Origin of the sequence: Pseudomonas sp., assembly GCF_046581935.1 — a bacterium.
In the GTDB taxonomy this organism is placed as follows: domain Bacteria; phylum Pseudomonadota; class Gammaproteobacteria; order Pseudomonadales; family Pseudomonadaceae; genus Aquipseudomonas.
On sequence record NZ_JAYGFK010000015.1, the window covers coordinates 59,941 to 86,748 of the forward strand.

General features: G+C 60.9%; 27 protein-coding genes. 20 read left to right on the plus strand and 7 right to left on the minus strand.

Features of this window, described 5'->3' with window-relative positions:
- Nucleotides 1-33 precede the first annotated feature (33 nt).
- The 4 genes from urtB (at nt 34) to urtE (ending at nt 4,441) form a co-directional block, all read left to right on the plus strand.
- Nucleotides 34-1,605, plus strand: a complete 1,572-nt coding sequence (gene urtB / locus VCA57_RS13545; protein WP_411185562.1) for an urea ABC transporter permease subunit UrtB — start codon at nt 34-36, stop codon at nt 1,603-1,605.
- Nucleotides 1,605-2,696, plus strand: a complete 1,092-nt coding sequence (gene urtC / locus VCA57_RS13550; protein WP_411185563.1) for an urea ABC transporter permease subunit UrtC — start codon at nt 1,605-1,607, stop codon at nt 2,694-2,696. Before urtB ends, urtC begins: the two co-directional genes overlap by 1 nt.
- Complete coding sequence (gene urtD / locus VCA57_RS13555) at nt 2,696-3,547, plus strand: urea ABC transporter ATP-binding protein UrtD (RefSeq protein ID WP_411185564.1); 852 nt, start codon at nt 2,696-2,698, stop codon at nt 3,545-3,547. Before urtC ends, urtD begins: the two co-directional genes overlap by 1 nt.
- Before the next feature lie 195 nt (nt 3,548-3,742).
- On the plus strand, nt 3,743-4,441 hold the full coding sequence (urtE, locus tag VCA57_RS13560) for an urea ABC transporter ATP-binding subunit UrtE (RefSeq protein ID WP_411185565.1): 699 nt from the start codon (nt 3,743-3,745) through the stop codon (nt 4,439-4,441).
- Between the two features lie 197 nt (nt 4,442-4,638).
- Here the strand turns inward: urtE and VCA57_RS13565 are convergent, their stop codons facing one another.
- Nucleotides 4,639-5,424, minus strand: a complete 786-nt coding sequence (locus VCA57_RS13565) for an aldolase (RefSeq protein ID WP_411185566.1) — start codon at nt 5,422-5,424, stop codon at nt 4,639-4,641.
- A 201-nt stretch (nt 5,425-5,625) separates the two neighbouring features.
- Here VCA57_RS13565 and VCA57_RS13570 point away from each other — a divergent pair, with 201 nt between their 5' ends.
- Nucleotides 5,626-6,945 (plus strand): aspartate aminotransferase family protein, encoded by a 1,320-nt coding sequence (locus VCA57_RS13570; protein WP_411185567.1) that lies wholly within the window; start codon nt 5,626-5,628, stop codon nt 6,943-6,945.
- Between the two features lie 195 nt (nt 6,946-7,140).
- Here the strand turns inward: VCA57_RS13570 and VCA57_RS13575 are convergent, their stop codons facing one another.
- Nucleotides 7,141-8,637, minus strand: a complete 1,497-nt coding sequence (locus tag VCA57_RS13575) for a PLP-dependent aminotransferase family protein (protein WP_411185568.1) — start codon at nt 8,635-8,637, stop codon at nt 7,141-7,143.
- 198 nt (nt 8,638-8,835) lie between these two features.
- Between VCA57_RS13575 and VCA57_RS13580 the strand changes: the two genes are divergently transcribed.
- From VCA57_RS13580 to VCA57_RS13600, 5 genes are all read left to right on the plus strand, one after another.
- A complete protein-coding gene (locus VCA57_RS13580; protein WP_411185569.1) occupies nt 8,836-9,720 on the plus strand; it encodes a transporter substrate-binding domain-containing protein in 885 nt (294 codons plus the stop codon).
- Nucleotides 9,721-9,817: 97 nt separating this feature from the next.
- On the plus strand, nt 9,818-10,459 hold the full coding sequence (locus VCA57_RS13585; RefSeq protein ID WP_411185570.1) for an amino acid ABC transporter permease: 642 nt from the start codon (nt 9,818-9,820) through the stop codon (nt 10,457-10,459).
- Nucleotides 10,460-10,469: 10 nt separating this feature from the next.
- Nucleotides 10,470-11,132 carry an amino acid ABC transporter permease gene (locus VCA57_RS13590; RefSeq protein WP_411185572.1) on the plus strand — a complete coding sequence of 221 codons (663 nt, stop codon included), beginning with the start codon at nt 10,470-10,472 and terminating at the stop codon, nt 11,130-11,132.
- The gene (locus tag VCA57_RS13595; RefSeq protein ID WP_411185574.1) at nt 11,125-11,883 is read left to right on the plus strand and encodes an amino acid ABC transporter ATP-binding protein; all 759 of its coding nucleotides are present in this window, start codon (nt 11,125-11,127) and stop codon (nt 11,881-11,883) included. Before VCA57_RS13590 ends, VCA57_RS13595 begins: the two co-directional genes overlap by 8 nt.
- A gap of 61 nt (nt 11,884-11,944) precedes the next feature.
- Nucleotides 11,945-12,706: an SDR family NAD(P)-dependent oxidoreductase gene (locus VCA57_RS13600; protein WP_411185575.1), complete on the plus strand. Its 762-nt coding sequence runs from the start codon at nt 11,945-11,947 to the stop codon at nt 12,704-12,706.
- Nucleotides 12,707-12,764: 58 nt separating this feature from the next.
- On the opposite strand, the gene VCA57_RS13605 is transcribed toward VCA57_RS13600, so the two are convergent.
- Nucleotides 12,765-13,493 carry a sulfite exporter TauE/SafE family protein gene (locus tag VCA57_RS13605; protein WP_411185577.1) on the minus strand — a complete coding sequence of 243 codons (729 nt, stop codon included), beginning with the start codon at nt 13,491-13,493 and terminating at the stop codon, nt 12,765-12,767.
- Between the two features lie 260 nt (nt 13,494-13,753).
- Here VCA57_RS13605 and VCA57_RS13610 point away from each other — a divergent pair, with 260 nt between their 5' ends.
- The 6 genes from VCA57_RS13610 (at nt 13,754) to ureC (ending at nt 18,068) form a co-directional block, all read left to right on the plus strand.
- Complete coding sequence (locus VCA57_RS13610) at nt 13,754-14,587, plus strand: urease accessory protein UreD (RefSeq protein ID WP_411185579.1); 834 nt, start codon at nt 13,754-13,756, stop codon at nt 14,585-14,587.
- A gap of 3 nt (nt 14,588-14,590) precedes the next feature.
- Entirely contained in the window at nt 14,591-14,893 is a 303-nt protein-coding gene (gene ureA / locus VCA57_RS13615) for an urease subunit gamma (protein WP_411185581.1), read from the plus strand.
- Nucleotides 14,894-14,902: 9 nt separating this feature from the next.
- Nucleotides 14,903-15,415, plus strand: coding sequence for a GNAT family N-acetyltransferase (locus VCA57_RS13620; RefSeq protein ID WP_411185583.1), 513 nt, complete (start codon nt 14,903-14,905; stop codon nt 15,413-15,415).
- Between the two features lie 5 nt (nt 15,416-15,420).
- Nucleotides 15,421-15,954 carry a GNAT family N-acetyltransferase gene (locus VCA57_RS13625; RefSeq protein WP_411185584.1) on the plus strand — a complete coding sequence of 178 codons (534 nt, stop codon included), beginning with the start codon at nt 15,421-15,423 and terminating at the stop codon, nt 15,952-15,954.
- On the plus strand, nt 15,951-16,256 hold the full coding sequence (locus VCA57_RS13630; protein WP_411185585.1) for an urease subunit beta: 306 nt from the start codon (nt 15,951-15,953) through the stop codon (nt 16,254-16,256). The genes VCA57_RS13625 and VCA57_RS13630 overlap by 4 nt, the downstream gene beginning before the upstream one ends.
- Nucleotides 16,257-16,367: 111 nt before the next feature.
- Nucleotides 16,368-18,068 carry an urease subunit alpha gene (gene ureC / locus VCA57_RS13635; protein ID WP_411185586.1) on the plus strand — a complete coding sequence of 567 codons (1,701 nt, stop codon included), beginning with the start codon at nt 16,368-16,370 and terminating at the stop codon, nt 18,066-18,068.
- 81 nt (nt 18,069-18,149) lie between these two features.
- On the opposite strand, the gene VCA57_RS13640 is transcribed toward ureC, so the two are convergent.
- The 3 genes from VCA57_RS13640 to VCA57_RS13650 all read right to left on the minus strand — a co-directional run bounded on the left by VCA57_RS13640 (nt 18,150) and on the right by VCA57_RS13650 (nt 19,889).
- Nucleotides 18,150-18,596 (minus strand): hemerythrin domain-containing protein, encoded by a 447-nt coding sequence (locus tag VCA57_RS13640; RefSeq protein WP_411185587.1) that lies wholly within the window; start codon nt 18,594-18,596, stop codon nt 18,150-18,152.
- Between the two features lie 85 nt (nt 18,597-18,681).
- Complete coding sequence (locus VCA57_RS13645; protein WP_411185588.1) at nt 18,682-18,948, minus strand: DksA/TraR family C4-type zinc finger protein; 267 nt, start codon at nt 18,946-18,948, stop codon at nt 18,682-18,684.
- A gap of 77 nt (nt 18,949-19,025) precedes the next feature.
- Complete coding sequence (locus tag VCA57_RS13650; protein WP_411185589.1) at nt 19,026-19,889, minus strand: oxaloacetate decarboxylase; 864 nt, start codon at nt 19,887-19,889, stop codon at nt 19,026-19,028.
- 381 nt (nt 19,890-20,270) lie between these two features.
- Here VCA57_RS13650 and VCA57_RS13655 point away from each other — a divergent pair, with 381 nt between their 5' ends.
- The 4 genes from VCA57_RS13655 to VCA57_RS13670 all read left to right on the plus strand — a co-directional run bounded on the left by VCA57_RS13655 (nt 20,271) and on the right by VCA57_RS13670 (nt 24,171).
- On the plus strand, nt 20,271-20,999 hold the full coding sequence (locus VCA57_RS13655) for a VC0807 family protein (RefSeq protein WP_411185648.1): 729 nt from the start codon (nt 20,271-20,273) through the stop codon (nt 20,997-20,999).
- A gap of 23 nt (nt 21,000-21,022) precedes the next feature.
- A complete protein-coding gene (locus VCA57_RS13660; protein ID WP_411185590.1) occupies nt 21,023-21,460 on the plus strand; it encodes a YqaA family protein in 438 nt (145 codons plus the stop codon).
- 261 nt (nt 21,461-21,721) lie between these two features.
- Nucleotides 21,722-22,678, plus strand: a complete 957-nt coding sequence (locus VCA57_RS13665; protein WP_411185591.1) for a lysylphosphatidylglycerol synthase transmembrane domain-containing protein — start codon at nt 21,722-21,724, stop codon at nt 22,676-22,678.
- 221 nt (nt 22,679-22,899) lie between these two features.
- The gene (locus tag VCA57_RS13670; RefSeq protein ID WP_411185592.1) at nt 22,900-24,171 is read left to right on the plus strand and encodes an Hsp70 family protein; all 1,272 of its coding nucleotides are present in this window, start codon (nt 22,900-22,902) and stop codon (nt 24,169-24,171) included.
- 216 nt (nt 24,172-24,387) lie between these two features.
- Here the strand turns inward: VCA57_RS13670 and VCA57_RS13675 are convergent, their stop codons facing one another.
- Nucleotides 24,388-26,706, minus strand: coding sequence for a YgiQ family radical SAM protein (locus VCA57_RS13675; protein WP_411185649.1), 2,319 nt, complete (start codon nt 26,704-26,706; stop codon nt 24,388-24,390).
- Nucleotides 26,707-26,808: the final 102 nt, after the last annotated feature.

Sequence of the window (26,808 nt, forward strand, 5' to 3'; positions counted from 1 at the left end):
CGGATCACATCCGGGCTACGCCAAGGAATCCCCATGCCCACTGCCCTTACCCGAATTCTGCTGAGCCTGCTGTTGCTGCTGCCCCTGGCCGCGCACGCTGGTGATGCGCAAGATTTTGCCGCCGCCAACCCAGCCAAGCAGGCCAAGCTGCTGCAAAGCTGGTCGGCCTCCCCCAATGCTGCACGCCTGCCACTGCTTGAGGCCTTGCAGGAAGGTCGTCTCGCTGCCGACAGCAGCAAACAAGCCTTTATCGAAACAGCGGATGGCTACCAAGCCGCCGAAGGCGACGCCCAACCACTCGACACACCGAAAAAGCTGCGCTTGAACAACCGTCTGCGCGGCCTGATCAGCACGGCCATGGCCAGCCATCAGTTGCTCGCGGACGACCCAGCACTGCGCCTGGCTGCCGCCCAGCAACTGCAAAAGAGCGCCAAACCGGCACAACTGCAACTGCTCAACGCCAGCGTCGCCCGCGAGACCGACGATGCCGTGCGTGACGCACTCACCCTGGCCCTGGCCAACCTGCAACTGGTCGACAGCGACCCAGCCGTGCGCCTGGCAGCGGTACGTTTGCTCGGTGAAACCGGCGACCCACTGGCTCGCACCCGCTTGGAAACCCTGCTCGACCCGGCCGTAGAAAGCGACCCAGGTGTGCGTACCGCCGCTGAAACCAGCCTGGCGCAGGTCAAACGGCAACTGCTGATCGGCGAATTGCTCGGCCAGGCCTTCAGCGGCCTGTCGCTCGGCTCGATTCTGCTGCTGGCGGCACTGGGCCTGGCCATCACCTTCGGCCTGCTCGGGGTAATCAACATGGCCCACGGTGAGATGCTTATGCTGGGTGCCTACTCCACCTACATGGTCCAGGTCATGTTTCAGCGCTTCGCCCCCGAGGCTCTGGCGCTGTACCCGTTGGTGGCGCTGCCGGTGGCGTTCTTCGTCACTGCGGCCATCGGCATGGCACTGGAGCGCACGGTAATCCGCCACCTTTACGGCCGCCCGCTGGAAACCCTGCTGGCCACCTGGGGCATCAGCCTGATCCTGATCCAACTGGTGCGCGTACTGTTCGGCGCGCAAAACGTCGAAGTGGCCAACCCTTACTGGCTGTCCGGCGGCATTCAGGTGCTGCCAAATCTGGTGCTGCCATATAACCGCATCGTCATCATCGGCTTCGCCCTATTCGTCGTGGTGCTGACCTGGCTGCTGCTGAACAAGACCCGCCTGGGCCTTAACGTGCGGGCCGTCACCCAGAACCGCAACATGGCCGCCTGCTGCGGCGTGCCGACGGGCCGTGTGGACATGCTCGCCTTCGGCCTCGGTTCGGGCATTGCCGGCCTCGGCGGCGTGGCCCTGAGCCAGATCGGCAACGTCGGCCCAGACCTTGGCCAGAGCTACATCATCGACTCCTTCCTGGTGGTAGTGCTTGGCGGCGTCGGCCAGCTGGCCGGTAGCGTGATGGCGGCCTTCGGCTTGGGCATCGCCAACAAGATTCTCGAACCGCAGATCGGTGCCGTACTCGGCAAGATCCTTATCCTCGCGCTGATCATTCTGTTTATTCAGAAACGCCCGCAAGGTCTGTTTGCACTTAAAGGACGGGTGATCGACTGATGACTATGCCCCTGAATCAAACGTTGCTGGCCCGCGCCAGCGCCAAGCTCGACCCACAAGTATCGATTGCCATTGGCCTGCTGGTAGTGGCCGTGCTCGTGGCCATGCCTGTGCTGCACCTGCTACCAGCAGACAACGCCCTGCATATCTCGGCCTACACCCTGACCCTGGTGGGCAAAATCCTCTGCTACTGCATCGTCGCCCTGGCGCTCGATCTGGTCTGGGGTTATGCCGGCTTGCTGTCGCTCGGCCATGGCCTGTTCTTCGCCCTCGGTGGTTATGCCATGGGCATGTACCTGATGCGCGAAGCCGCTGGCGATGGCCTGCCGGCCTTTATGAGCTTCCTCGCCTGGAACGAACTGCCCTGGTACTGGTACGGCACCGACAGCTTCCTCTGGGCGATGTGCCTGGTGGTGCTGGCACCCGGCCTGCTGGCGCTGGTGTTTGGCTTCTTCGCCTTTCGCTCGCGGATCAAGGGCGTGTACTTCTCGATCATGACCCAGGCGCTGACCTTCGCCGGCATGCTGTTGTTCTTCCGCAACGAAACCGGTTTTGGCGGCAACAACGGCTTTACCAACTTCAGGACCATTCTCGGTTTCGATATCACCTCGGCGCACACCCGCGCGGCGCTGTTCTTCGCCACCGTGGTGCTGCTGGTGGCCAGCCTGTACCTGGGCTGGCGGCTTGCCCGCAGCAAGTTCGGCCGAGTGCTGACCGCGCTGCGCGATGCGGAAAACCGCCTGATGTTCTGCGGCTACGACCCGCGCGGCTACAAGCTGTTTATCTGGGTATTGAGCGCCGTACTGTGTGGCCTGGCTGGCGCGCTGTATGTGCCACAGGTGGGCATCATCAACCCCAGCGAAATGTCGCCAACCAACTCCATCGAAGCTGCCGTTTGGGTTGCCCTCGGCGGGCGCGGCACGCTGATCGGCCCACTGCTCGGCGCGGGGCTGGTCAACGGCATGAAGAGCTGGTTCACCGTGGCCTTCCCCGAGTATTGGCTGTTTGCCTTGGGCTTCCTGTTTATCGTCGTGACACTCTTTCTACCTAAGGGCGTTATTGGTCTCTTACGTAAAAAAGGAGAGCAATAATGCGCGCTGCTCCGGTACCCGAATTTATGCTCGAACCAGCCTATGACCCGGCCGGCAGCGGCCGCGACCCGATTGGTGCCAGTGCGGCGGCAACCAAGGGCCTGAACATCCGCCATGGCACCATCCTGACGCTGGAAGACATCAACGTCAGCTTTGATGGCTTCAAGGCGCTGACCAACCTAACCCTGTATATCGGCGTCGGTGAGCTGCGCTGCATCATCGGCCCCAACGGTGCCGGAAAAACAACCATGATGGACGTGATCACCGGCAAAACCCGCCCAGACAGCGGCGTCGCCTACTTCGGTGAAACCTTCGACCTGACCCAGATGAGCGAAGTAGACATCGCCCAGTCCGGTATCGGTCGCAAGTTTCAAAAGCCCACCGTATTCGAAGCGCTGAGCGTGTTCGAAAACCTCGAACTGGCGCAAAAAACCAACAAGTCGGTGTGGGCCAGCCTGCGCGCCAAACTCAGTGGCGAACAACGTGACCGCATCGATGAGGTGCTGCAGACGATCAAACTCGACGGCTCACGCTCACGTCCTGCTGGCCTGCTCTCACACGGGCAGAAGCAGTTTCTCGAGATCGGCATGTTGTTGGTGCAAGACCCGCAATTGCTGTTACTCGACGAGCCAGTGGCAGGCATGACCGACTCGGAAACCGAGTTCACCGCCGAGCTGTTCAAGTCCTTGGCGCGCAAACACTCGTTGATGGTGGTCGAGCACGACATGGGTTTTGTCGGCAGCATCGCCGACCACGTCACCGTGCTGCACCAGGGCAGCGTATTGGCCGAAGGCTCGCTGGAACAGGTGCAGGCCGATGAGCGGGTGATCGAGGTTTACCTCGGTCGCTAAGGGATTCGTAGGGTGGATGACGCTTTTCTCATCTACCACAGGCAGTGCACGGCGGATCGATAAAACGCGATCCACCCTACGCACTAATGCATACCTGTGGGAGGGGCTTTAGCCGCGAGCTCTTAAAGATCAAAAGCTTCGCGGCTAATCGGTTCGCCGCCCACCCCCTCCCACACAACGAACAAGGACACAACCATGCTGCAAGTTGAGCAACTGCATCAGTACTACGGCGGCAGCCACATCCTGCGCGGCCTGTCGTTCGAGGCCAAAGTTGGCGAAGTCACCTGCCTGCTCGGGCGCAACGGCGTGGGCAAAACCACCCTGCTGAAATGCCTGATGGGCCTGATCCCGGCCAAAGAAGGCGCGGTGCAATGGGAAGGCCAGCCGATCACCTCACTCAAACCGCACCAGCGCGTGCACGCCGGCATCGCTTACGTGCCGCAAGGCCGTGAGATCTTCGGCCGCCTGACCGTGGAAGAAAACCTACTGATGGGCTTGTCGCGTTTTCCCGGCAGCGAGGCCAAGGTGGTGCCGGAATTTATTTATGAACTGTTCCCGGTGCTGCGCGAAATGAAGCTGCGCCGTGGCGGCGACCTCTCCGGCGGCCAGCAGCAACAGCTGGCCATCGGCCGCGCATTGGCCAGCAAACCACGCCTGCTGATCCTCGACGAACCCACCGAAGGCATCCAGCCCTCGGTGATCAAAGAGATCGGCGCGGTGATCAAAAAACTCGCGGAACGCGGGGACATGGCCATCCTGCTGGTTGAGCAGTTCTACGACTTTGCCGCCGAGTTGGCCGATCAGTACCTGGTGATGAGCCGTGGCGAAATCGTTCAACAAGGCCGTGGCGAAAGCATGGAAGCCGATGGTGTGCGCGGGTTGGTGGCAATCTGACGCTGGAGCGTGGGCTCCATCGACCTGTGGGAAGGGCTTCAGCCGCGACCCGTTGCAGATCGCTCCCCACGCTCCAAGTGGGAATGCCGCCAGGGACGCTCTAAGTCCAGTGTCAAACCCAAGCAGACGTGGAGCGTAATGACCTAAGCGCTGGAGCGTGGGCGCCATCGAATGACGCAACCCGTTGGGCGCTATCGCTAATCGGCGTAATCCGCGCCCTCGCGCAGTAACTGGCGCTTCACACTCTCCAGATGCAGGTAGGCACTTTCGGCATTGCCCTGCAGCATCTGCTGGCAGGCTGCGCTGGCGATGGCCGGTGCTACAGCCTTCAGCGGGCGACCGCTGGCCATGGCCTTGAGTTGCACCTCGGCGGCACGCTCCAGGTAATACAAATCGTCCCAGGCCTCGGCAATGCTCGGCCCGAGCACCAGCGGGCCGTGATTCTTCAGCATCACCACAGCCGCATCACCGGCTGCGCGGGCGATGCGCTCACCCTCGGCATTGTTCAGCGCCAGCCCTTGGTAATTCTCATCCACCGCCAGCCGCTGATAAAACTTCAACGCGGTCTGCCCGGCCCAAATAAAGGGCTCGCCCTCCAGCATGCACAAGGCCGTGGCATTCGGCATATGCGTGTGGAATGCCGCCGTAGCCTGTGGATTCAAGCGATGCAGTTGCGCGTGAATAAAGAAGGCGGTGGCCTCAGGGCGGCCCTCGCCCTGCAGTACCCGGCCCGCGAAATCGCAGATCAGCAGCGATGAAGCCGTGATCTCGGCGAACGCCAGGCCATAAGGGTTGACCAAAAACAGCGTCGGATGCCCCGGCACAACCACCGAGAAGTGGTTGCAGATGCCCTCGCCCATGCCCAGCCGCGCGGCCATACGAAAACAAGCTGCCAGGTCGATGCGCGCCTGACGGATGGCCGGGCTATCAAGGTCGGCGGGCGGGGCAACGGGGGCACTGTTGATGTCAAAGAGATGGGCCATGGTCTGCGACTCCGCAACGAAGGACAGCCCTTAGCCTAGCGCGCCCGCCATCTAAGCCAAGGGCCAGATAGCCACAACCGATGAGTCAGCAGCTCTGACCCGGCCATTTCGACGAACTGGCCCTACGGCCCGCGCGCGCTTTGTTTCTATCGTGAAGCCATGCACTAGCGGCAGCCACCCACGCGATCACACGAGGTCACCATGAGCACACCGATCAGCAATCAATACGTTTACGATCTGGATCGCCAGCACGTCTTCCACTCCTGGTCGACCCAGGGCAACCTCAACCCGCTGGTAATCGCCGGTGGCGAAGGCTGCACCCTGTGGGACTACGACGGCCGTCGCTACCTCGACTTCAGCAGCCAGTTGGTCAACACCAACATTGGCCATCAACATCCCAAGGTTATCGCCGCCATCCAAGAGCAGGCCGGCAGCCTGGTGACCATCGCCCCGGCTACCGCCAACCTGATGCGCGGCGAAGCCGCCAAGCGCATCCTCGCCCGCGCGCCGGCCGGTTTCAGCAAGGTGTTTTTCACCAACGCAGGGGCCGACGCCAACGAAAACGCCATGCGCATGGCGCGCGTATACACCGGGCGCGACAAAATTCTCTCCGCCTACCGCTCCTACCACGGCAGCACCGGCGCGGCCATCGTCGCCACCGGTGACCCACGCCGAGTGCCCAATGAATTCGCTCGCGGCCACGTGCACTTCTTCAACCCCTACCTGTACCGCAGCGAGTTCAACGCCGCGAACGAAGAAGAAGAGTGCGAACGCGCGCTGCAGCACCTGCGGCGGGTTATCGAGTGTGAAGGCCCTGGTGCCATCGCCGCGATCCTCCTGGAAAGCATTCCCGGCACCGCCGGCATCCTGATCCCGCCTAAGGGTTATATGCAGGGTGTGCGCAAACTGGCCGACGAATTCGGCATCCTGGTGATACTCGATGAAGTGATGGCCGGCTTTGGCCGCACCGGTGCCTGGCTGGCGCTGGAGCATTTCGGCATAGTGCCGGACCTGATTGTCTTCGCCAAAGGCGTCAACTCCGGCTACGTGCCAGCGGGTGGGGTGATGATCTCCAAGCCGATCTGCGACTATTTCGACAACCACTTCTTCCCTGGCGGCCTGACCTACTCGGGTCACCCGCTGGCGATGGCGGCGATCGTTGCCACCCTCGACGCCATGAGCGCGGAAGGTATGGTCGACAACGCCCGCGACATTGGCCAGAACGTGCTTGGCCCAGGCCTGCAGAAACTCGCCCAGCGCTACCCGATGATTGGCGAAGCGCGTGGACTGGGGCTGTTCTGGGCGCTGGAGTTTGTTCGCGACCCGCAGCTGAAGACGCCGATGCCAGCGCCGGTAATGCTGGAGATGAAGGCGGCGCTAACCGCGCGCGGGCTGCTCAGCTTTGTGGTTGAGAACCGTATCCATGTGGTGCCGCCGTGCATCGTCAACGCCAGCCAGGTCAATGAAGCACTGGCGATTTTCGACGAAGTGTTCGCCCTTTTCGCCCCGCGCTTTGCCTAAACCGCTCGCGGCTAAAGCCCCTCCTACAGCCCATATCGTGGAAGGGTTTTACATCCGTAGCCCGGATGCAATCCGGGGGCTTTATAGACCGGTAGAGGCTCCCGGATTTCATCCGGGCTACGAACTGGACGCAGAGCGTGAAACGATCTGCAACAGGCCGCGCATTGAGCGAGGGGCTTTAGCCACGACAACGCATTACATCCGCGCCAGCACTTCACCCAGCTTGCGCACGCCAGGCCTGATGCGTTCAGCATCGATGGCATGAAAGCCCAGGCGCATAAAGTTGCTCGGGGCCACGCCCTCCCCCAGAAAGAACTGCGCCCCGGATTCGATCAACACACTCTGTTGCGCCGCTGCCCAGGCTAGGCGCTGAGTGTCCACGCCATCTGGTGCAGCTAGCCAACAAGCGCTGGCTCCGGGGCTGCCCATCGGCAGGCACTCGCTAAGCTCCTCGCGCAGCGCGCTGTAAAGCAGCTCGCGGCGGCGGCAATGCTCCTCACGGAAGCGCCGCAGGTGAGCGTCGTAGTGCCCCTGCGCGAGAAAGTCGGCCAGCATGCGCTGGTTATTCAGCGGCGGATGGCGATACATCAGCCGGCGCAAGGCACGCAGCTCGTCGATCAACTCGGCATCGGCAACCATGTAACCGATGCGCAAGCCCGGCGCGAAGGCCTTGGACAGACTGCTCAGATAAATCACCCGGCCATTGCTATCACTGGCTTTTAGCGCCGGCAGCGGATGGTTATCCAGGTTGAACTCGGCGTCGTAGTCGTCCTCGATCAGCACCTGATCGTGCTGGCGGATCTGCTGCAGCAACTCGCTACGCCGCGCCGCGCTCATGGCCACCCCAGTGGGCACCTGATGCCCTGGCGTGACATACAGGTACTGGCAGCTATCGAGGCGCGAATCGACCACCAGACCTTGCTCGTCGACATCCTGCAATTGCACCCGAGCGCCCAGGATGTCGAAGATGCTCATGGCATCGCGAAAGCCGGGGTTCTCCACGCCGACAGTTACGCCCCGGCTCATCAACAAGCTGGCCAGCAGGTAGAGCGCATTCTGCGAACCTAAGGTCACCAAAATCTCATCGGCGCGCGCCCAGATGCCACGCTTGGGCAGTACACGGGTGCGTAGCTGTTCGATGAGCATGTCATCGTCACGGTCGAAACGGTCGCCCAGCCAGCCCTGGTCGCGCTCGCCACGCAGGTTATTGCGGGAAACCTCGCGCCAGCGCTCCAGGGGGAACAGATCGTTGATCGGCTGGCCATAAATAAATGGGTAGGTAAAGCTGGTCCAGTTGCTCGGGCGCAGTACGCCGTGCTTCAAACTGGGCTGCATACGGAAGCGCGCGTTCCAATCCAGCGCACGATCCTCGGCCGGCTCGTCCGATTGCTCCTGCTTGCGCAGCGGGGTAATGCGCAACACCGCGTCGGCAGCCTGGCCAGAATAATCCGGGTGCAGGTAATAACCACTGCGTGGCCGGCTGACCAGGTAGCCATTATCGAGCAGGCTTTCATATACCAGCGCCACGGTATTGCGCGAGATGGACAGCTGCTGGGACAGCTTGCGGCAGGATGGCAGCGGCTCATCAGCCGGAAAACCGCCGCCGAGAATCGCCGACACCAGTGACTCGCGCAATTGCTCCTGAAGGCCGCGCTGATGATCAAAATCGAGGTGGTAGCAGTGATCGATCATGGCATTTCCACACAGACGGTAACCCCTTACAAAAGCAAGTAGCGCGCCAATTTAAAGGCCGTTCGACTGGCCAGTTGAAAGGCCCAAACTGCCCCTATCCACCGCGCCAACGGCGTCTCTATGGTGACAGCGAAACCACTGCCAGACCTGGCCCAGAGAGGCCCGGTTCAACCCTGTCGCGATAATCGGAGCACGTCCATGAAGCACTTGAACAAGGATTGCAAACCCTTTGCCCTGCTGCGCAAGTTCGCCCTGGCCAGTTGCCTGGTCGGCGTCGCGCTGAGCGCCCATGCCGACCTGGCCGAGATCAAGGCCAAGGGCGTGATGAGCGTTGCCACTGAAGATGACTACGCGCCCTTCAACTACATCGTCGACGGCAAACCAGAAGGCTTCCACAAAGAGTTGCTGGAAGACCTCAAGACCTACGCCAAGGCGCAAGGCTTCGACGTTAAGCAGGAAATCCTGCCGTGGACCGGCCTACTCGCATCGGTCTCGGCCGGGCAATACGACATGGCCTTTACCGGCGCACTGGTCACCGATGACCGCCTGCGCGTGTTCAACTTCGCCCCGCCCTTCGCCTCCGCGCAGCACTTCTACGTCAAGCGCGCCGGCGATGACAGCCTCAGCGGCATCGCCAGCCTGTGCGGCAAAACCGCCGGCGTGCAAGCCGGCAGCGCCCTGCTCGCGCGCCTGCCGGAGCTGAAGAAGATGATGGCTGCCGAGGGTTGTGAAATTGGCGACGTGATCGAGTACCCGTCCTACCCGGAGGCTTACGCCGACCTGGCGAACGGCCGCCTGGATTACGTGGTCAATGCGCTGATTTCGGTTAACGACCTGGTCAAAACCCGCGGCGATACCTTCGCCAAAGGCATCGCCGTATCGGGTGACGGTTTCGCTGCCTGGCCGGTGCCCAAGAGCAGCCCTGAGCTGCTGACCTTCCTGACTGGCTTTATGGACCACGTACGTGACAACGGCCGCTTGGCAGAACTGCAAAGCAAGTGGTTCGGCGAAGCCTTCCCGAGCATGCCCAAAGAGCCGATCAGCAACGTCGAGCAATTCCACAGCCTCGCCGGCATGGAATAACCCCAGCGGGCACCCGCAGCGGGTGCCCCTCTAAGGTCAGGGCTGGCCCTGACCTTGCTTGTACAGCAAATACCCCGTTATTTCTTAGGAGCCCGACATGACCGGAAACGCCTGGCTATTGCTGCTGGAAGGTGCCTGGACAACCCTGTGGATCTCCTCAATCGCCATTGCCCTAGGCGTGGTGATCGGCCTGGGGATTGCTTTGGTACGTATGGCGCGCCTGCCGTTCATCGACCAAGTGTTGGTGCTGTATGTCAGCCTGGCGCGGGCTACGCCGCTGGTGACACTGGTGCTGTTTATCTTCCTCTCAGCCCCCACCTTCGGCCTGGCAATGGACCGCAACAGCGCCGCCATTCTCGCCTTAACCCTGAACACCGCTGCGTTTAACGCCGAAGTCTGGCGCGCGGCATTCATCAGTTTCTCCCGCGAACAGAAAGAGGCCGCGCTGGCCTGCGGCATGACCAATGGCGTGTTCTTCCGGCGCATCATGCTGCCGCAAATGATCACCAGCAGCCTGCCTGGTCTGTTCAACGAAATGTCCTTCCTGATCAAGAGCAGCCCGGCCATTGCGGTGATCGGCATCGTCGACCTGACCCGCGTGACCAACCGCATCAGCGCCGTCACCTACGAACCGCTGCCGCCGATTCTCGCTGCCGCACTGCTGTACATGCTGATTATCGGCGTCCTGCTCAAGCTGCAGGCCATCGCCGAGAAAAAAGCCAACCGCCTGGCGATGTGAGGACACACAAATGACTGAGTGGAGCATCATCTGGGACGCGCGCGGCGCGTTCCTCAACGGCGCATTGAATACCCTGATTCTGTTTATCCTCTCGGTGCTCGCCGCGTTCGCCATGGGCTGTGTGGCTGTCTACCTGCTGGAGGCGCGCAACGCCCTGTCGACCACCCTGCGCTGGGCAATCAACCTGATGCGCATGCTGCCCTTTCTGGTGCTCGCCTACCTGCTGTACTACGGGCTGCCGGCACTGGGCTTCAAACCCAGCGCCTGGAGCGCCGGCCTGGTCGCCCTAGCCACCTATCACGCGGCCTACTTTGCCGAGATTCTGCGCGGTGCGCGGATCGTCCTGCCTGCCGGGCAGATCGAGGCAGCCAAGGCCCACGGCTTTCGCTCCGCACGCCTGTTCTGGCGGATCATCCTGCCGCAACTGGTGATCCGCACCCGTCCGCTGCTCGGCAACCAATTGATCTACGCGCTCAAGGACACCGCCTTTCTCACCATCATTACGGTGCAGGAACTCACCGCCGCCGCCAACTCGGTGCAGGCCACCTACTTCATCCCCACCGAGGCGTTTGTCGTGGTTATCGCCTTGTACTGGGTCATCTGCATCTGCCTGGAACTGGCGCTCAAATGGGCCGGCCGGCTCGGCGCAAAACGAGGATTTGAACATGCCTGAGGCACCTGCGGTACAGATCGAAAAACTGTCAAAGAGCTTCGATGGCGTGGAGGTGCTGCGCGACATTTCGCTCACCGTAAACAAGGGCGAAGTGGTCAGCGTGCTGGGCTCCTCCGGCTCCGGTAAATCGACCCTGCTGCGCTGCATCAACTGGCTAGAAGAACCCGATCGTGGCAGCATCCAGATCGCTGGCCAGCGCATCGGAGTCGACGCACACGGCAAGCGCATGAACAACCGCGACCTGGCGGCTATTCGCGCCAAGACTGGTATGGTGTTCCAGGGTTTCAACCTGTGGCCACACCTGACGGTGCTGCAAAACGTCATGGAGTCGCCGGTTCAGGTCAAGCGCATGCGCAAGGACGAAGCCCGCTCCATCGCTGAAGCACTACTGGAAAAGGTCGGCATGGAGCACAAGGCCGACGCGTATCCCTATACCCTGTCCGGCGGACAGAAACAGCGGGTGGCCATCGCTCGCGCATTGGCCATGAGCCCCGAGGTGATTCTCTTCGATGAGCCGACCTCGGCACTCGACCCAGAACGCGTCGGCGAAGTGCTGACGGTCATGAAGAACCTCTCCAGTGAGGGCTACACCATGATCGTGGTGACCCATGAAATGGAGTTCGCCCGCGCCGTGTCCGACCAGGTAGTGTTCCTGGAAAAGGGCCTGCTGATTGAAAAGTCCGCGCCCGAGAAGTTCTTCACTAACCCGGAGACCGAGCGAGTGCGCAAATTCCTCGAACTCGCCAACTGATTAATACGGCTGGCTGCACGGCTGGCCGATCCAAAACCGCAAGACCGACACGAGGTTGCATATGAGTAAGGTGGTATTTATCACAGGCGCCACATCCGGCTTCGGCCGCGCCACTGCACGCCGCTTCGCCGAAGCCGGCTGGTCACTGGTGCTCAGCGGCCGCCGCATGGAGCGTCTGGAAGAACTGCAGCAAGAACTGCAGAGCAAGGTGCCGGTACACATCGCCGCCCTGGACGTGCGCGACGCCGCCGCCGTGCAGCAAATGGTCGACGACCTGCCAGAAGGCTTCCGCGAAATCCGCTCGCTGATCAACAACGCGGGCCTGGCATTGGCCCCGGAGCCCGCGCAGAAGGTGGCGCTGCAGGATTGGCACACAATGATCGACACCAACATCACCGGCCTGGTCAACGTCACCCATGCGGTGCTGCCTAAATTGCTGGAAACCGGCAAGGGCGCGAGCATCGTCAACATCGGCTCGGTGGCTGGCGAATGGCCGTATCCGGGCGGCCACGTCTACGGCGCGAGCAAGGCGTTCGTCAAACAGTTCAGCTTCAACCTGCGCTGCGACCTGGTGTCCACTGGCGTACGCGTCACCGATATCGCGCCGGGCATGGCCGAGACCGAGTTCACCCTGGTGCGCACCAAGGGCAACCAGGCTGCCTCCGATGCGCTGTACGGCAGCACCACGCCGTTGAGTGCGGAAGATATCGCCGAGCAGATCTTCTACGTCGCCACCCTGCCCGACCATATCAACATCAACCGCTTGGAAATCATGCCCAGCCGCCAGGCCTGGGGCCCGTTCGCGGTCGACCGCGACAAGTAAGCAGATCGCGCCACGCGCTGCACCCACAGCGCGTGGCAGTTCGGCTAGCCGCGACTACTCATGACTGACCGCCCGACAGGCGGTGATAAAGCGTGAGAATCGACAGCACAACCAACAACCCACCCACCAACACCCGCACAGATGCCGGCGGCCAGCGGCGGTGCGCCCACTGCCCAAGCAAGTTGCCCAGCAAGGCCGGCCCCAGCAATACCGCCACCAACTGCGCCTGCTGACTTTCTAGCACGCCAAACCACCACAACCCGAGCAGCGAGCAAGCACTGCTGGCCAGGAAAAATAGGATGGCCGTACCGCGCATATGCTGCGGCTGCACGCCACTGCGTACCAGGTACAACATCAATGGCGGGCCACCCGCAGATGCCAAGCTGGTAGCCAGCCCCGATAACAGTCCGGCCAACATGGCCAAGGGCCGCCGCGCAGGCGCAACCAACTGCGGTGCCGGCTGCAACAGCACTGCCGCCCCACCCACCAGGCACAGCAAAGCAATTACCGGTGCTAGCAATTCGGCAGAGACCCGCGACAACAGCCAAACGCCCGGCAATACCGCCAGCAGCATGCCGCCTACCAGACACGCCGTTACAGGTCGATCAAAGTTGCGCATCGCCGACGGCAGCAGGCTGATACTGCACAACAGATCGAGCATCAGCGTCACCGGAATGGCTTGCGCGGGTGGCAACTGCAGCAGTAGCCCGAGCGCCATGATGATGGCAAAACCGAAGCCGCTATAGCCCCTTACCAGCCCCGCCAACAACGCAATCGCATAAAACACGGCCAACCTCCATGACTAGAGCCACGACTCTAAGAGGCCGGCCGCCAAGCCTGCAAAGCCAGTTAGCGCCGGCTTACAGGCCACCCAACGCACAGTAAACGCACACAACCAAAATAAATCGCACCAAATAAGAGCGCGCATGCAGCTCGAAAACCGCCTTAACCGCAGTGCTGCATCAGCAATGACACAGATGCACCGTCGTAGCGCATTGGGCATGGCAATTGCTCCACAGTTGCCATGAGCCTAATCAACCAACCGCTATGAACGCCCTGACCGCGCCCTTCACCCCAAGCTGGCATGCCGAGCTTGAGCTGGGCTATGGCCGTCAAGGCGAGCACACACGCCCGACGCTACGCCGCCACCTTGGCCCGCTGCGCGTGCAAAAACACCTGTATGCCGAAGGCCCCGAGGTGTGTCAGCACATCATCGTGCACCCGCCCGGTGGGATTGCCGGCGGTGACCGCCTGGACATTAGCGCCACAGTCGGTGCCAACGCCTGGGCGCAGCTGACCAGCCCTGGTGCCGCCAAGTGGTACCGCGCCGCTGGCCCGGCCTACCAAACACTAAAGCTGCGCGTTGAATCTGGCGCGACGCTGGAATGGCTGCCGCAAGAAACCATCATCTACTCAGCCGCCCAAGCCGAGCTGAGCACCGAAATCGACCTCGAAGCAGACGCCAAGCTGCTCTATTGGGACATCATCGCCCTTGGCCGCCCGGCCAGCGGTGAGCGCTTCGACAGCGGGCACTTTCAAGCCCAGCTGAACATTCGTCGCGACGGTGAACTGCTCTGGCACGAGCGCCAGCGCATAAGCGGCGCGGACGGCCTACTCGACTCAGCCATTGGCCTGGACGGCAAACCGGTGTTTGCCACCCTGCTGATCAGTGGTGAAATCGACCCTGAATTGCTCGAACGTTGCCGCGAACTGCCCAGCGCTGTGCGCGGCGATCTAACGCAACTTCCCGGCCTGCTGGTCGCCCGCTGCCTGGCCAGCGAAGCGCTGCATGCCCGTGCTTGGCTAATCGAACTCTGGCACCTGCTGCGCCCGGCCCTGCTCGGCCGCCCGGCCGTGCCCCCACGAATCTGGAGCACCTAAACCATGGATTTAACCCCCCGCGAAAAAGACAAACTGCTGATCTTCACCGCCGGCCTGGTAGCCGAACGCCGCCTCGCCCGTGGGGTGAAACTCAACTACCCGGAAGCCATGGCCTATATCTCCGCCGCCCTGCTGGAAGGCGCACGCGACGGCAAAACGGTGGCCGAGCTGATGCACTTCGGCACCACCCTGCTCAGCCGTGACCAGGTAATGGAAGGCATCCCGGAAATGATTCCGGAAATTCAGGTGGAGGCCACCTTCCCGGATGGCACCAAGCTGGTGACCGTGCATCAACCGATCGCCTGAGGCCCGACCATGATTCGTGATGCAACCGAGCAGGACCTGCCAGCGATCCGCGCTATCTACAACGACGCGGTGCTGAACACCACGGCGATCTGGAACGAACAACCGGTAGACCTGGCAAACCGCCAGGCTTGGTTCGCGGCGCGCCAGGCCCAGCAGTATCCGATCCTGGTCGCGGTGGAAAACGCTGAGGTCACGGGCTATGCCTCGTTCGGCGACTGGCGGCCCTTCGAAGGCTTCCGCTACAGCGTCGAGCACTCGGTTTACGTACGCAACGACCAACGCGGCAAAGGCCTCGGCCTGCGCCTGATGCAAGCCCTGATCGAACGCGCTCGCAGCGGCGGCAAACACGTGATGGTTGCCGCCATCGAAAGCGGCAACCAGGCCTCGATCCACCTGCATGAGCGCCTGGGTTTCGTCACCACCGGGCAAATGCCGCAAGTGGGCATTAAATTCGGCCGCTGGCTCGATCTGACTTTTATGCAACTGACCTTGAATCCGGGCGCGAAAACGCCCCAGGAGTGAGATCGATGAGCACCACGCAACTGCGTCGAGTCAATGCTGAAAGTTTCGCCCATTACCGCCCGGGCTTGCTCGAACTGTTGCTGGACGCGGTCAGGCACGGCGCATCGGTGGGTTTCATGGCCGACTTTGATGAGGCCCAGGCCCGCACCTATTTACACAGCGTCCAGGCCAGCATCGCAGACGCCAGCTTGCTGCTCTGGGTGGTGGTGCGCGACGAACAGGTGATCGCCAGCGTGCAGTTGGCACTGTGCCAGAAGGCCAACGGCCTGAACCGCGCCGAAGTGCAAAAGCTACTGGTGCACAGCAGCGCGCAGCGCCATGGCCTGGGCCAAAAATTGATGACCACTCTGGAACTCGCCGCGAGTCAGCACAAGCGTGGCCTGCTGTACCTAGACACCGAAGCCGGCTCCGCTGCCGAAGCCTTCTATCAGGCGCTGCACTACACCAAAGCTGGTGAACTACCCAATTACTGCCAAAGCCCGGACGGGCGCTACAGCCCGACAGCTATCTACTTCAAGACCCTGGAGCAACCTGCATGATTCCCGGCGAATACCAGATCCAGGACGGCGAGATTGAGCTCAACGCTGGCCGTCGCACCCTGACCCTAACCGTGGCCAATAGCGGCGACCGGCCGATTCAGATCGGTTCGCACTACCACTTCTTCGAAACCAATGATGCGCTGACCTTTGATCGCAGCGCCGCACGCGGCATGCGCCTGAATATTCCGGCTGGCACCGCAGTGCGCTTCGAGCCAGGGCAGTCGCGTGACGTGGAACTGGTTGATCTCGCCGGCCATCGCCGCGTGTTCGGCTTTGCCGGACGGGTGATGGGCGATCTCTGACAGCAACATGAATTTGTAGGATGGGTGGAGCGCAGCGATACCCATCGTTCGATATCCCTGATGGGTTACGCCGCTCTGCGCCTAACCCATCCTACGGACAGGACTCACCGCATGAAAATCTCCCGCCAAGCCTATGCCGATATGTTCGGCCCAACCGCCGGCGACAAGGTACGCCTGGCCGACACCAACCTGTGGATTGAGGTTGAGCAGGACTTCACCACCTATGGCGAAGAAGTGAAATTCGGCGGCGGCAAGGTCATCCGCGACGGCATGGGCCAGGGCCAACTGTGCGCCGCCGATGTGGTCGATACGCTGATCACCAACGCGCTGATCATCGATCACTGGGGCATCGTCAAAGCTGACGTGGGCCTCAAGGACGGCCGTATCGCAGCCATCGGCAAAGCCGGCAACCCGGATATCCAGCCCGACGTGACCATCGCCATCGGTGCAGGCACCGAGGTGATCGCTGGCGAAGGCATGATCCTTACCGCTGGCGGTATCGACACGCACATCCACTTCATCTGCCCGCAGCAGATCGAAGAGGCGCTGATGAGCGGTGTGACCACCATGATTGGCGGCGGCACGGGACCGGCCACCGGCACCAACGCCACCACCTGCACCTCCGGCCCTTGGCACATGGCGCGCATGCTGCAGGCCGCCGATGCCTTTCCAATGAACCTGGGCTTTACCGGTAAGGGCAACGCCTCGCTACCCGAGCCGCTGATTGAACAAGTTAAAGCGGGGGCCATTGGCCTAAAACTGCATGAAGACTGGGGCACCACGCCGGCCGCCATCGACAACTGTCTGAGCGTGGCCGACCAATACGATGTGCAGGTGGCGATCCACACCGACACACTGAATGAATCTGGCTTTGTCGAAACCACCTTGGCCGCGTTCAAGGGCCGCACCATCCACACCTATCACACCGAAGGTGCTGGTGGCGGCCACGCGCCGGACATCATCAAGGCCTGCGGCTTTCCTAATGTGCTGCCCAGCTCGACCAACCCGACCCGGCCGTTTACCAAGAACACCATCGACGAGCACCTGGACATGCTGATGGTCTGCCACCACTTGGACCCGAGCATCGCCGAGGACGTGGCGTTTGCCGAAAGCCGTATCCGCCGCGAGACGATTGCCGCCGAAGACATCCTGCATGACCTCGGCGCGTTCTCCATGATCAGCTCCGACAGCCAGGCCATGGGCCGCGTCGGCGAAGTGATTACGCGCACCTGGCAGACTGCCGACAAGATGCAGCAGCAACGCGGCCCACTGCCTGGCGACGGTGAAGGCAACAGTAACTTCCGGGTCAAACGCTATATCGCCAAATACACCATCAACCCGGCGATCACCCACGGCATCAGCCATGAAGTGGGGTCTATTGAAGTGGGCAAGTGGGCGGACTTGGTGCTCTGGCGCCCTGCGTTCTTTGGCGTGAAGCCAACGTTGATTCTCAAAGGCGGAGCGATTGCCGCCAGCCTGATGGGCGACGCCAACGCCTCGATTCCGACCCCGCAACCGGTGCACTACCGGCCAATGTTCGCCAGCTACGGCGGCAGCCGCCACGCCACCAGCATCACCTTTATCAGCCAGGCAGCATTCGACGCAGGGGTTCCCGCACAGCTCGAATTGAAAAAGCAGATCGGCGTGGTCAAGGGTTGCCGCAACGTGCAGAAAACCGACCTGATCCACAACGACTACCTGCCGAACATTGAGGTCGATCCGCAGAATTATCAGGTCAAGGCTGACGGCCAATTGCTCTGGTGCGAACCGGCCGAGGTATTACCGATGGCGCAGCGTTATTTTCTGTTTTGATGCCTTCACTGCCAGGAGCAGACAGAGGCTAGAGGGGCGTTTGCAGCCGCGCCCGCACCTTAGGTGCGGGCCGGGAGATGCTCAGCTGACGGCTGCTTTGTGCTCGTCATAAGTGCTGAAATAAGCAGACGAGAGTGTGTTCTTCTGCGTTTCACTCAACAGCTTGCCGGCCATTTGGAAGAACTTTTGTTCTTCCTCATGCAGATGATGATGCACCTTATCCGACAGGGCTTTGGCCTGGACCAACCAGCTGGGGCTGCTGAGATCGGTGTCTTCCAGGTCTTCAATCATTTCATCCATCTCGTGATGCTCGGCGATGGCATGACGCGACAAGTCCACGCCCAGATCGTCCTGCATCAGCGGGATATAAAAGTTGCGTTCTTCGGCCACCGAATGCGCGGCCAACTCGTCTTTCAATTCGCTAAACAGGGCTTCTCGCTCAGGACTGTCACCGCTGGTCGCCACCATTTTCTCGGCCAACTCACGTTGACGGTCGTGGCTGATGCGCAGAGCTTCAAAAATCGTCATGGGCAAATTTCCTCTGTAGTCACCAATATCCCTGTTGTGACCCCAGTAACCGCCAAAAAGTGCCATAACGGCTCAAGCGGCGCCGTCAGCGCAACTGGCTGTCCTTACTCCCGCGCCGGTTGTAGCCGCTGAATTGGGCCTGACTTTTATCCTGTTCGGCTTGGCAGGTCACACACAAGCGCACACCGGCAATGGCCTTGCGCCGCGCCTCGGGAATGGCCGCATCGCACGCTTCGCAGTGCGTCAGGCTCTCGCCACTGGGCAACTGACTGCGCACACGCTGAATGGCGTCCTCGATGCTGCTGTCGATCTGCTCTTGCACCGCGCCGTCGTTGCTCCAACCTCCGGCCATAACCACCTCCACACATTGCACTGAGTAGGAGATATGAACGTCACAGCGGTTAATTACAAGCGCAGTTGATCGGTTAGCTACTCATGCACATTCATAAACTCTTCAGCCCAGACAATGTAATCCTCTGGCTGGGTGTAGGTGTGCGTCAGCTCGGTTGCGCTGAGATCACTGGACTGCGCCCCGCGCTGCTCGCGCAGGCAATCGTAGGTGGCCTTGATGGCCGCGAAGTAGGCGGCATGACCATTGACCACAATGCGCACGCCGAGCTTGGCCAGGCGCTCGTTGTCACGCAGTTTGGGGTTGCCGTAGGTCACCAGCATCAGCGGAACGCTCAAGGCCGCAGCAATTTGTTCCAGATGATCAAAATCTTCAACGCCGACAATGCAGATCGCATCGGCACCGGCTGCCTGATAAGCCAGGGTACGGCGGATAACCTCATCAAGCGTAAGCACGCCAGCATGGGTACGGGCGATGATCGCCAGGTCCGGGTCGACCCGTGCCTCCAGAGCCGCGCGGATTTTGCCAACACCCTCAGCAACGCTGATCAAATCGGTAGACTTGCGCCCGAACTGCGCCGGCAGCAGGGTGTCCTCAATGGTCAGCGCGGCTATCCCAGCGCGCTCCAGCTCCACCACGGTGCGCATCACGTTGAGCGCATTGCCGTAGCCATGGTCAGCATCGGCGATGACCGGCAAACGGCTAACGCGACCAATACGGGTAGCCTGCTCGACAAACTCGCTCAGGGTAATCAAGGCGAAGTCCGGAGCGGCCAAAACTTGTAGTGAAGCTACAGAACCGCCCAAAATCCCCACTTCGAACCCCAGGTCAGCAGCAATTCGCGCGGCCATGGGATCAAACACCGAAGCGGTGTGATAGCAGCTATTTGAAGCAAGAAGCGCACGAAATTGCGCGCGAAGGTCGTGATGCGAGGATCGTTGCATGGGATGCACCATCGGTCATGGTCAATTCTGAGCAAGGCATTATGTAGCAAAACTACAAAAGCCGTCATGTAGTAAAACTACATAATCGACCAACAACCTTGCACTCGCCTTTCAGTACGCAGGCGACACTAAGCTGTTACCCGCCCTGATAGCAGCGCAGCAGCCACAGATCCGCGGCTTAACTCAAGGGTCATGCTGAACCTGCTGCGCGGATGTTCGCCACCAACCCGCCGCGACATAGACGCCCGCCAGTAATAAGCCTTGAGACATAGCGATACAGCGCCCTTACTTGATACTTTTTCACGCTCAATACGACGACTGGACTAGCCGCAGCCGCTCAGGCAGGCGATGATCGCGCCTCTTTCCTGCGCCTTGAATGACATGACCGACACCACACAAAGTACCCAGGCTGCCCATAAACCCCGCCCACTGATCGATTTGCTGGTCAGCATCCTGATCCCCTCGCTGATTCTGATGAAGCTTAGTGGCGAAACCAGACTCGGTGCCGACGGGGCACTAGTACTGGCGCTGGCCTTCCCTTTGGGCTGGGGCAGTTTCGAGCTGATCAAGTACCGCAAATTCAACTTTATCGCCCTACTCGGCCTGGTCAGCGTGCTGCTTACCGGTGGTATCGGCCTGCTCAAACTGGACAACCAGTGGCTGGCGATCAAGGAAGCAGCGATCCCCGGCATCATCGGCATCGCCGTGCTGGTATCGACCCGCACTCGCTTTCCATTGATTCGCACCATGCTGTTCAACAAAACCGTGCTTAACGTCGACAAAATCCACGAGTGCCTAGAAAAAGCAGGTAATACCAGTGCGTTTGAGGCGCGCCTGCTGAAAGCGACTTACTGGCTGAGTGGCACGTTCTTCTTTTCCTCGGCGATGAACTACGCCCTGGCCAAGTGGATTGTTATCAGCCCGGCCGGCAGCGAAGCCTTCAACGAAGAGTTGGGGCGGATGAACCTGCTCAGCTACCCGATGATCGCCATTCCCTCGATGATCATGCTGATGGCCATCTTCTATTACCTGTGGCGCACCATCCACGGCCTCACCGGCCTCAAGCTGGAAGATGTGATGGCCAATGCCGAAGAGGAAAAGCAGCCCTGAGCAGAGCCGGCCAGTTTTAGTCGATGCTGACCCTCAGCGCCTACCTCAGCCTGTTTCTCTCGGCTCTCAGTGCAGCGACCTTACTGCCGCTGCAATCGGAGAGTGTGCTGGTGGCCCTGCTGCTCAGCGCGAGCTATTCGCCTTGGGGCCTAGTCGCGATTGCCAGCCTCGGCAATATCCTCGGCTCACTGCTCAACTGGCTGCTGGGCCGCTACGTGGAACACTTTCGCCAGCGCCGTTGGTTTCCCGTTAGCGAAGCTCGCCTACAGCAAGCCCAACAGTGGTATGCGCGCTACGGACGCTGGTCACTGTTGCTGAGTTGGCTACCGATAATCGGCGATCCACTTACCCTGGTCGCCGGCGTAATGCGCGAACGCCTGTGGCTGTTTCTCTTGATCGTCAGCCTGGCCAAGACCACACGCTATGCCGTGTTAACGCTCATCACCCTAGGCCTGACATGACCACCGACGAATACCCCAAGACATACCCGGTAACGCCCATGGCGCGCACGGTGGTTGAGCATCTGCTGCGGCTCCGCGATACTGCGCGCCTTGCGCCAAGCAGGCGCATACTAGCCCCCGTTATAAAACTGGCCGCGCTGATTAGCAGCGGACATGCTGCTCTGCGTAATCCCATGCAGCAGCATGCGATCCCGTACAGGTTGAACAACCTTATGTCCAAGCAGTGCGCAGTGGTTGTCGTAAGGTGAAGGAGCTACGCCCGTGATGAAGAAGAGCGATCTGATCTGGACCCTAGTGGGTCTCGGAGCCGTTCTGCTGTCGTGCTACTTGCTCTACCACGAAGTACGCAACATCTCCCTGCATGAGATTGCCGATAGCCTGCAAGCCATCCCGCACAAGGCCTGGCTGCTCGCGGCTGGCGCCACCCTCGGGGCCTATTGCGCGCTGGCTTGGTATGACCGGATTGCGCTCGCGCACTTGGGCAAGAAAATCCCCTGGCACTTTATCAGCCTGTGTTCCTTCACCACCTACGCGCTGGCTCACAACATCGGCGCTTCGGTGTTTTCCGGCGCGCTGGTGCGTTACCGCGCCTACCGCACCAAAGGCATGACGCCACAGGAAATTGGCATCCTGATCGTCTTCTGCTCTTTCACCTTTATCCTTGGCACCCTGCTGGCCAGCGGTTGCGTGCTGCTGCTGGAGCCAAACCTGATTCACCGCGTGACCAAAGTGACGCCCGTGGTATCCGAGATCATCGGCGCGTTCTTGCTGCTACTGGTCGCCTTGTATGTGCTGGGCTCCTGGCGACACTTCAAACCCTGGCACTGGGGCAAACTGCACATCGAATACCCACGCCTGGGGATTGTCGCCCGCCAGTTACTCGCAGGGCCGTTGGAGCTGGCTTGCGCGGCAGCAATTATCTACTTCGCCCTACCGGCCGAAAGTAATCCTGGCTACCTGGTGGTGTTTGGGGTGTTCCTGGCATCGTTCTCACTGGCGCTGCTGTCTCACGCGCCTGGCGGCTTGGGCGTACTCGAAGTGACCTTTCTCGCGGCGATGCCCGAGCTACCAGCGCCCGACGTACTGGCGGCGCTGATCGTCTTCCGCGGCTTCTACCTACTGCTGCCCTTCGCCCTGTCTCTGCTGATCGTGGTGGGCTTTGAGTGGAGCCAATGGCGAGGCCGACGCGCCCCAGTAAAACTCCCCGAACAACCCTAAAGCGGATAATCGGGGCAGCATTACGCGCCACACTCGCATAGAATGCGCGGCCGTTTTTGTGGCCATGCCATCCATGCTGGCCACCCTTCGGGCCGTCGCTAAGCGACTTCAGATATTTCTCTCAGCACGTTGTGGCCACGCCCTTAGGGCAGCCACCCACTAAGTTGTCGCTAGGCGACATCAGAAATGCTCCCGGTAATTTTTCAGGAACAGCGCGCCGCATGACTCTATCCACACCCGCCCGCGCCTGCGGCATCGACTTCGGCACATCCAACTCCACCGTCGGCTGGCTACGCCCCGATAGCCAACCGCTGATTACCCTGGAAGACGGCAAGATCACCCTGCCGTCCGTGGTGTTCTTCAACCTCGAAGAACGCCGACCGGTGTATGGCCGCCTCGCCTTGCAGGAATACCTGGAAGGCTACGAAGGCCGCCTGATGCGCTCGTTGAAGAGCTTGCTGGGCAGCAAGCTGCTGAAAAGCGAAACCACCGTGCTAGGTAGCGCCCTGCCGTTCAAGGACCTGCTCGGTTTCTTTATCGGCGAACTGAAAAACCGCGCTGAAGCCGAGGCCGGCCGCCCCTTCGAGGAAGTAGTACTGGGCCGCCCGGTGTTCTTTGTCGATGATGACCCCGTCGCCGACCTGGAGGCGCAGAACACTCTGGTAGCCGTGGCGCATAAGCTCGGCTTCAAGGATGTATCGTTCCAATACGAACCGATTGCTGCCGCCTTCGACTACGAGTCCGGGATTGACCGCGAAGAACTGGTACTGATCGTCGACATTGGCGGCGGCACGTCGGACTTCTCCCTAGTGCGCCTGGCCCCGGAGCGGCGCAGCATTGCCGACCGCCACGCCGACATCCTCGCCACCGGCGGCGTGCATATCGGCGGCACCGACTTCGATAAGCAGCTCTCACTGGCCGGGGTAATGCCACTGTTCGGCTACGGTAGCCGGATGAAAAGCGATGCACCAATGCCCACCAGCACCCACCTGAGCCTGGCCACCTGGCACACCATCAACGCCGTCTACTCCGCACAGTCGCAGCGCCAGTTGCAGAGCATGCGCTATGACATCGTCGACCCCACCGGCATCGATCGCCTATTCAAACTGATTGAGCGCCGCGACGGCCACTGGCTGGCGATGCAAGTGGAAGACAGCAAGATTGCCCTGACCGAACAAAATGCGCGGCCCATCGACCTTAGCCGTCTGGAGGACGGCCTGGTCGCCGAACTGACCCGCGACCTGTTTGAAGGTGCCATCGAGCCGTTACTGGCACGCGTGCGCGCCAGCGTCACCCAACTGCTTGGCGATGCAGGAGTGGGCGTTGCGCAGGTCGATACGGTGTTCTTCACTGGCGGCTCCAGCGGCATCCCTGCGCTGCGCCAGAGCGTTGCAGCCATGCTGCCCAACGCCCGCCATGTCGAAGGCAACACCTTCGGCAGCATCGGCAGCGGCCTGGCTATCGAAGCGCATAAGCGCTACGGCAGCGTCTAGAACGCAACCTGAGTCCTCGCGGCTAAAGCGGAACGCCGCCCGGCCTCTCCCACAGGTTTATATGCCTCTGTGGGAGGGGCTTTAGCCGCGACATTTTTATAGAACCGTCACCAGCCCCGCAATCGGCCCCATGGGTTACGCCGCACGCAGCTAAACCCGCTGCTCGCCCCCCATAAAAAACGCCAGCTCAAGGCTGGCGTTTTTATTTGCGCAGAATTAGCGCGGCACAGCCGGCTTCTTCACCGGTTTCTTGCCTTTTCCCTTGGCAGCATCGGCACGCTCTTTAGCGGCCTGCTGGTTACGCACTTGCGCAGCCGCTTTGGCCTGCTCGCGTTTGTCCCAAGGGTTGCCACCGGCAGCGCCCGTATCACGCGGCGGCAAACCGGTGTGCTGAGTCAGCATCGGCTTGCTCTTAGCAGCGGAAGCCCCAGCCACTTTCTTACTGCCTACGGGCGTCGAGTTCTTCCGGCGTGCACTCTGATAGCTGTCGGTGGCCGGTTGGTGAAGCGGGATAAGCTGGTTCTTGCCGGGCCCGATCAGGTCGGCACGGCCCATGCGCTCCAGTGCCTCGCGCAGCATCGGCCAGCCTTTCGGGTCGTGATAACGCAGGAAGGCCTTGTGCAGGCGGCGCTGCGCCTCGCTCTTAACGATGGTAACGCCGTCGCTCTTGTAGCTGACCTTGCGTAGCGGGTTCTTGCCAGAGTGGTACATCGCCGTCGCCGTGGCCATTGGCGACGGGTAAAACGCCTGCACCTGGTCAGCGCGGAAGCCGTTGCCCTTGAGCCACAGAGCCAAGTTCATCATGTCTTCATCGGTGGTGCCCGGGTGTGCGGCGATAAAGTACGGGATCAGGTACTGCTCTTTGCCCGCTTCCTTGGAGTACTTCTCGAACATGCGCTTGAACTTGTCATAGCTGCCAATGCCCGGCTTCATCATCTGGTTGAGCGGACCTTCCTCGGTGTGTTCCGGGGCGATCTTCAGGTAACCACCGACGTGGTGAGTGACCAGCTCCTTCACATACTCCGGCGACTCGACCGCCAGGTCGTAGCGCAGACCGGAGGCGATGAGGATTTTCTTCACCCCTGGCAAAGCACGGGCGCTGCGGTACAGCTGAATCAGGCTGGAGTGGTCGGTATTCAGGTTCGGGCAGATGCCAGGGAACACGCAGGACGGTTTGCGGCACGCGGATTCAATTTCCGGACTCTTGCAGGCGATGCGGTACATGTTCGCGGTCGGCCCGCCGAGGTCGGAAATCACCCCAGTGAAGCCCGGCACCTTGTCGCGGATCTCTTCGATCTCGCGAATGATCGACTCTTCCGAACGGTTCTGGATGATCCGGCCTTCGTGCTCGGTGATCGAGCAGAAGGTGCAGCCGCCGAAGCAGCCACGCATGATGTTCACCGAGAAACGGATCATGTCGTAGGCCGGGATTTTCTCCTTGCCATAGACCGGGTGCGGGATGCGCGCGTAGGGCATGCCGAACACGTAGTCCATCTCTTCTGTGGTCATCGGAATGGGCGGCGGATTGAACCACACGTCCACCTCGCCATGCTTCTGCACCAGCGCGCGAGCGTTACCGGGGTTGGTTTCCAGGTGCAGCACGCGGTTGGCGTGAGCGTAGAGCACCGGGTCGTTGCGCACTTTCTCCATGGACGGCAGGCGAATCACCGTTTTATCGCGGGTCATGCGCGGGCTGGCGAGCAACTGCACCACTTTGGGCTCGTTCGGGTCCTCAACTGGGCCTTTCTCTTGCTCAATGGCGCAGGCTTGGGTGTCCTGGGTGTTTACATACGGGTTGATGATCTTGTCGACCTTGCCCGGCCGGTCGATGCGCGTGGAATCGACTTCGTACCAGCCCTGCGGCGTATCGCGACGAATAAACGCAGTGCCGCGCACATCAGTGATGTCTTCAATCTTGTGGCCGTAAGACAAACGCTGGGCGACCTCAACAATCGCCCGCTCGGCATTGCCGTACAGCAGGATATCGGCGCTGGCGTCGATCAGGATCGAGTTGCGCACGCGGTCCTGCCAATAGTCGTAGTGGGCGATGCGCCGTAGCGAGGCTTCGATGCCGCCCAGGACGATCGGCACATGCTTATAGGCTTCCTTGCATCGCTGGCTGTACACCAAGCTGGCACGATCCGGACGCTTGCCGGCCAGACCGCCTGGGGTGTAGGCGTCGTCTGAACGGATTTTCTTGTCGGCGGTGTAACGGTTGATCATCGAGTCCATGTTGCCGGCCGCGACGCCGAAAAACAGATTCGGCTCGCCGAGCTTCATGAAATCGTCTTTCGACTGCCAGTTGGGCTGGGCAATGATCCCGACGCGGAAACCTTGCGACTCCAGCAGCCGACCGATGATTGCCATGCCAAAAGATGGGTGGTCAACGTAGGCATCGCCCGTCACGATGATGATGTCGCAGCTGTCCCAGCCAAGCTGATCCATCTCTTCCCGGCTCATTGGCAGGAAAGGTGCAGGCCCGAAACACTCGGCCCAGTATTTTGGATAATCGAATAACGGCTTGGCGGATTGCATGGACATGGAAATTGACCGGCGGTGGCGAAGATGAATGAAAAATCGCGGGCGCGGAATATAGCACAAAATTTAACCAAACCCGACTCAAACGCTAGGTTAAGT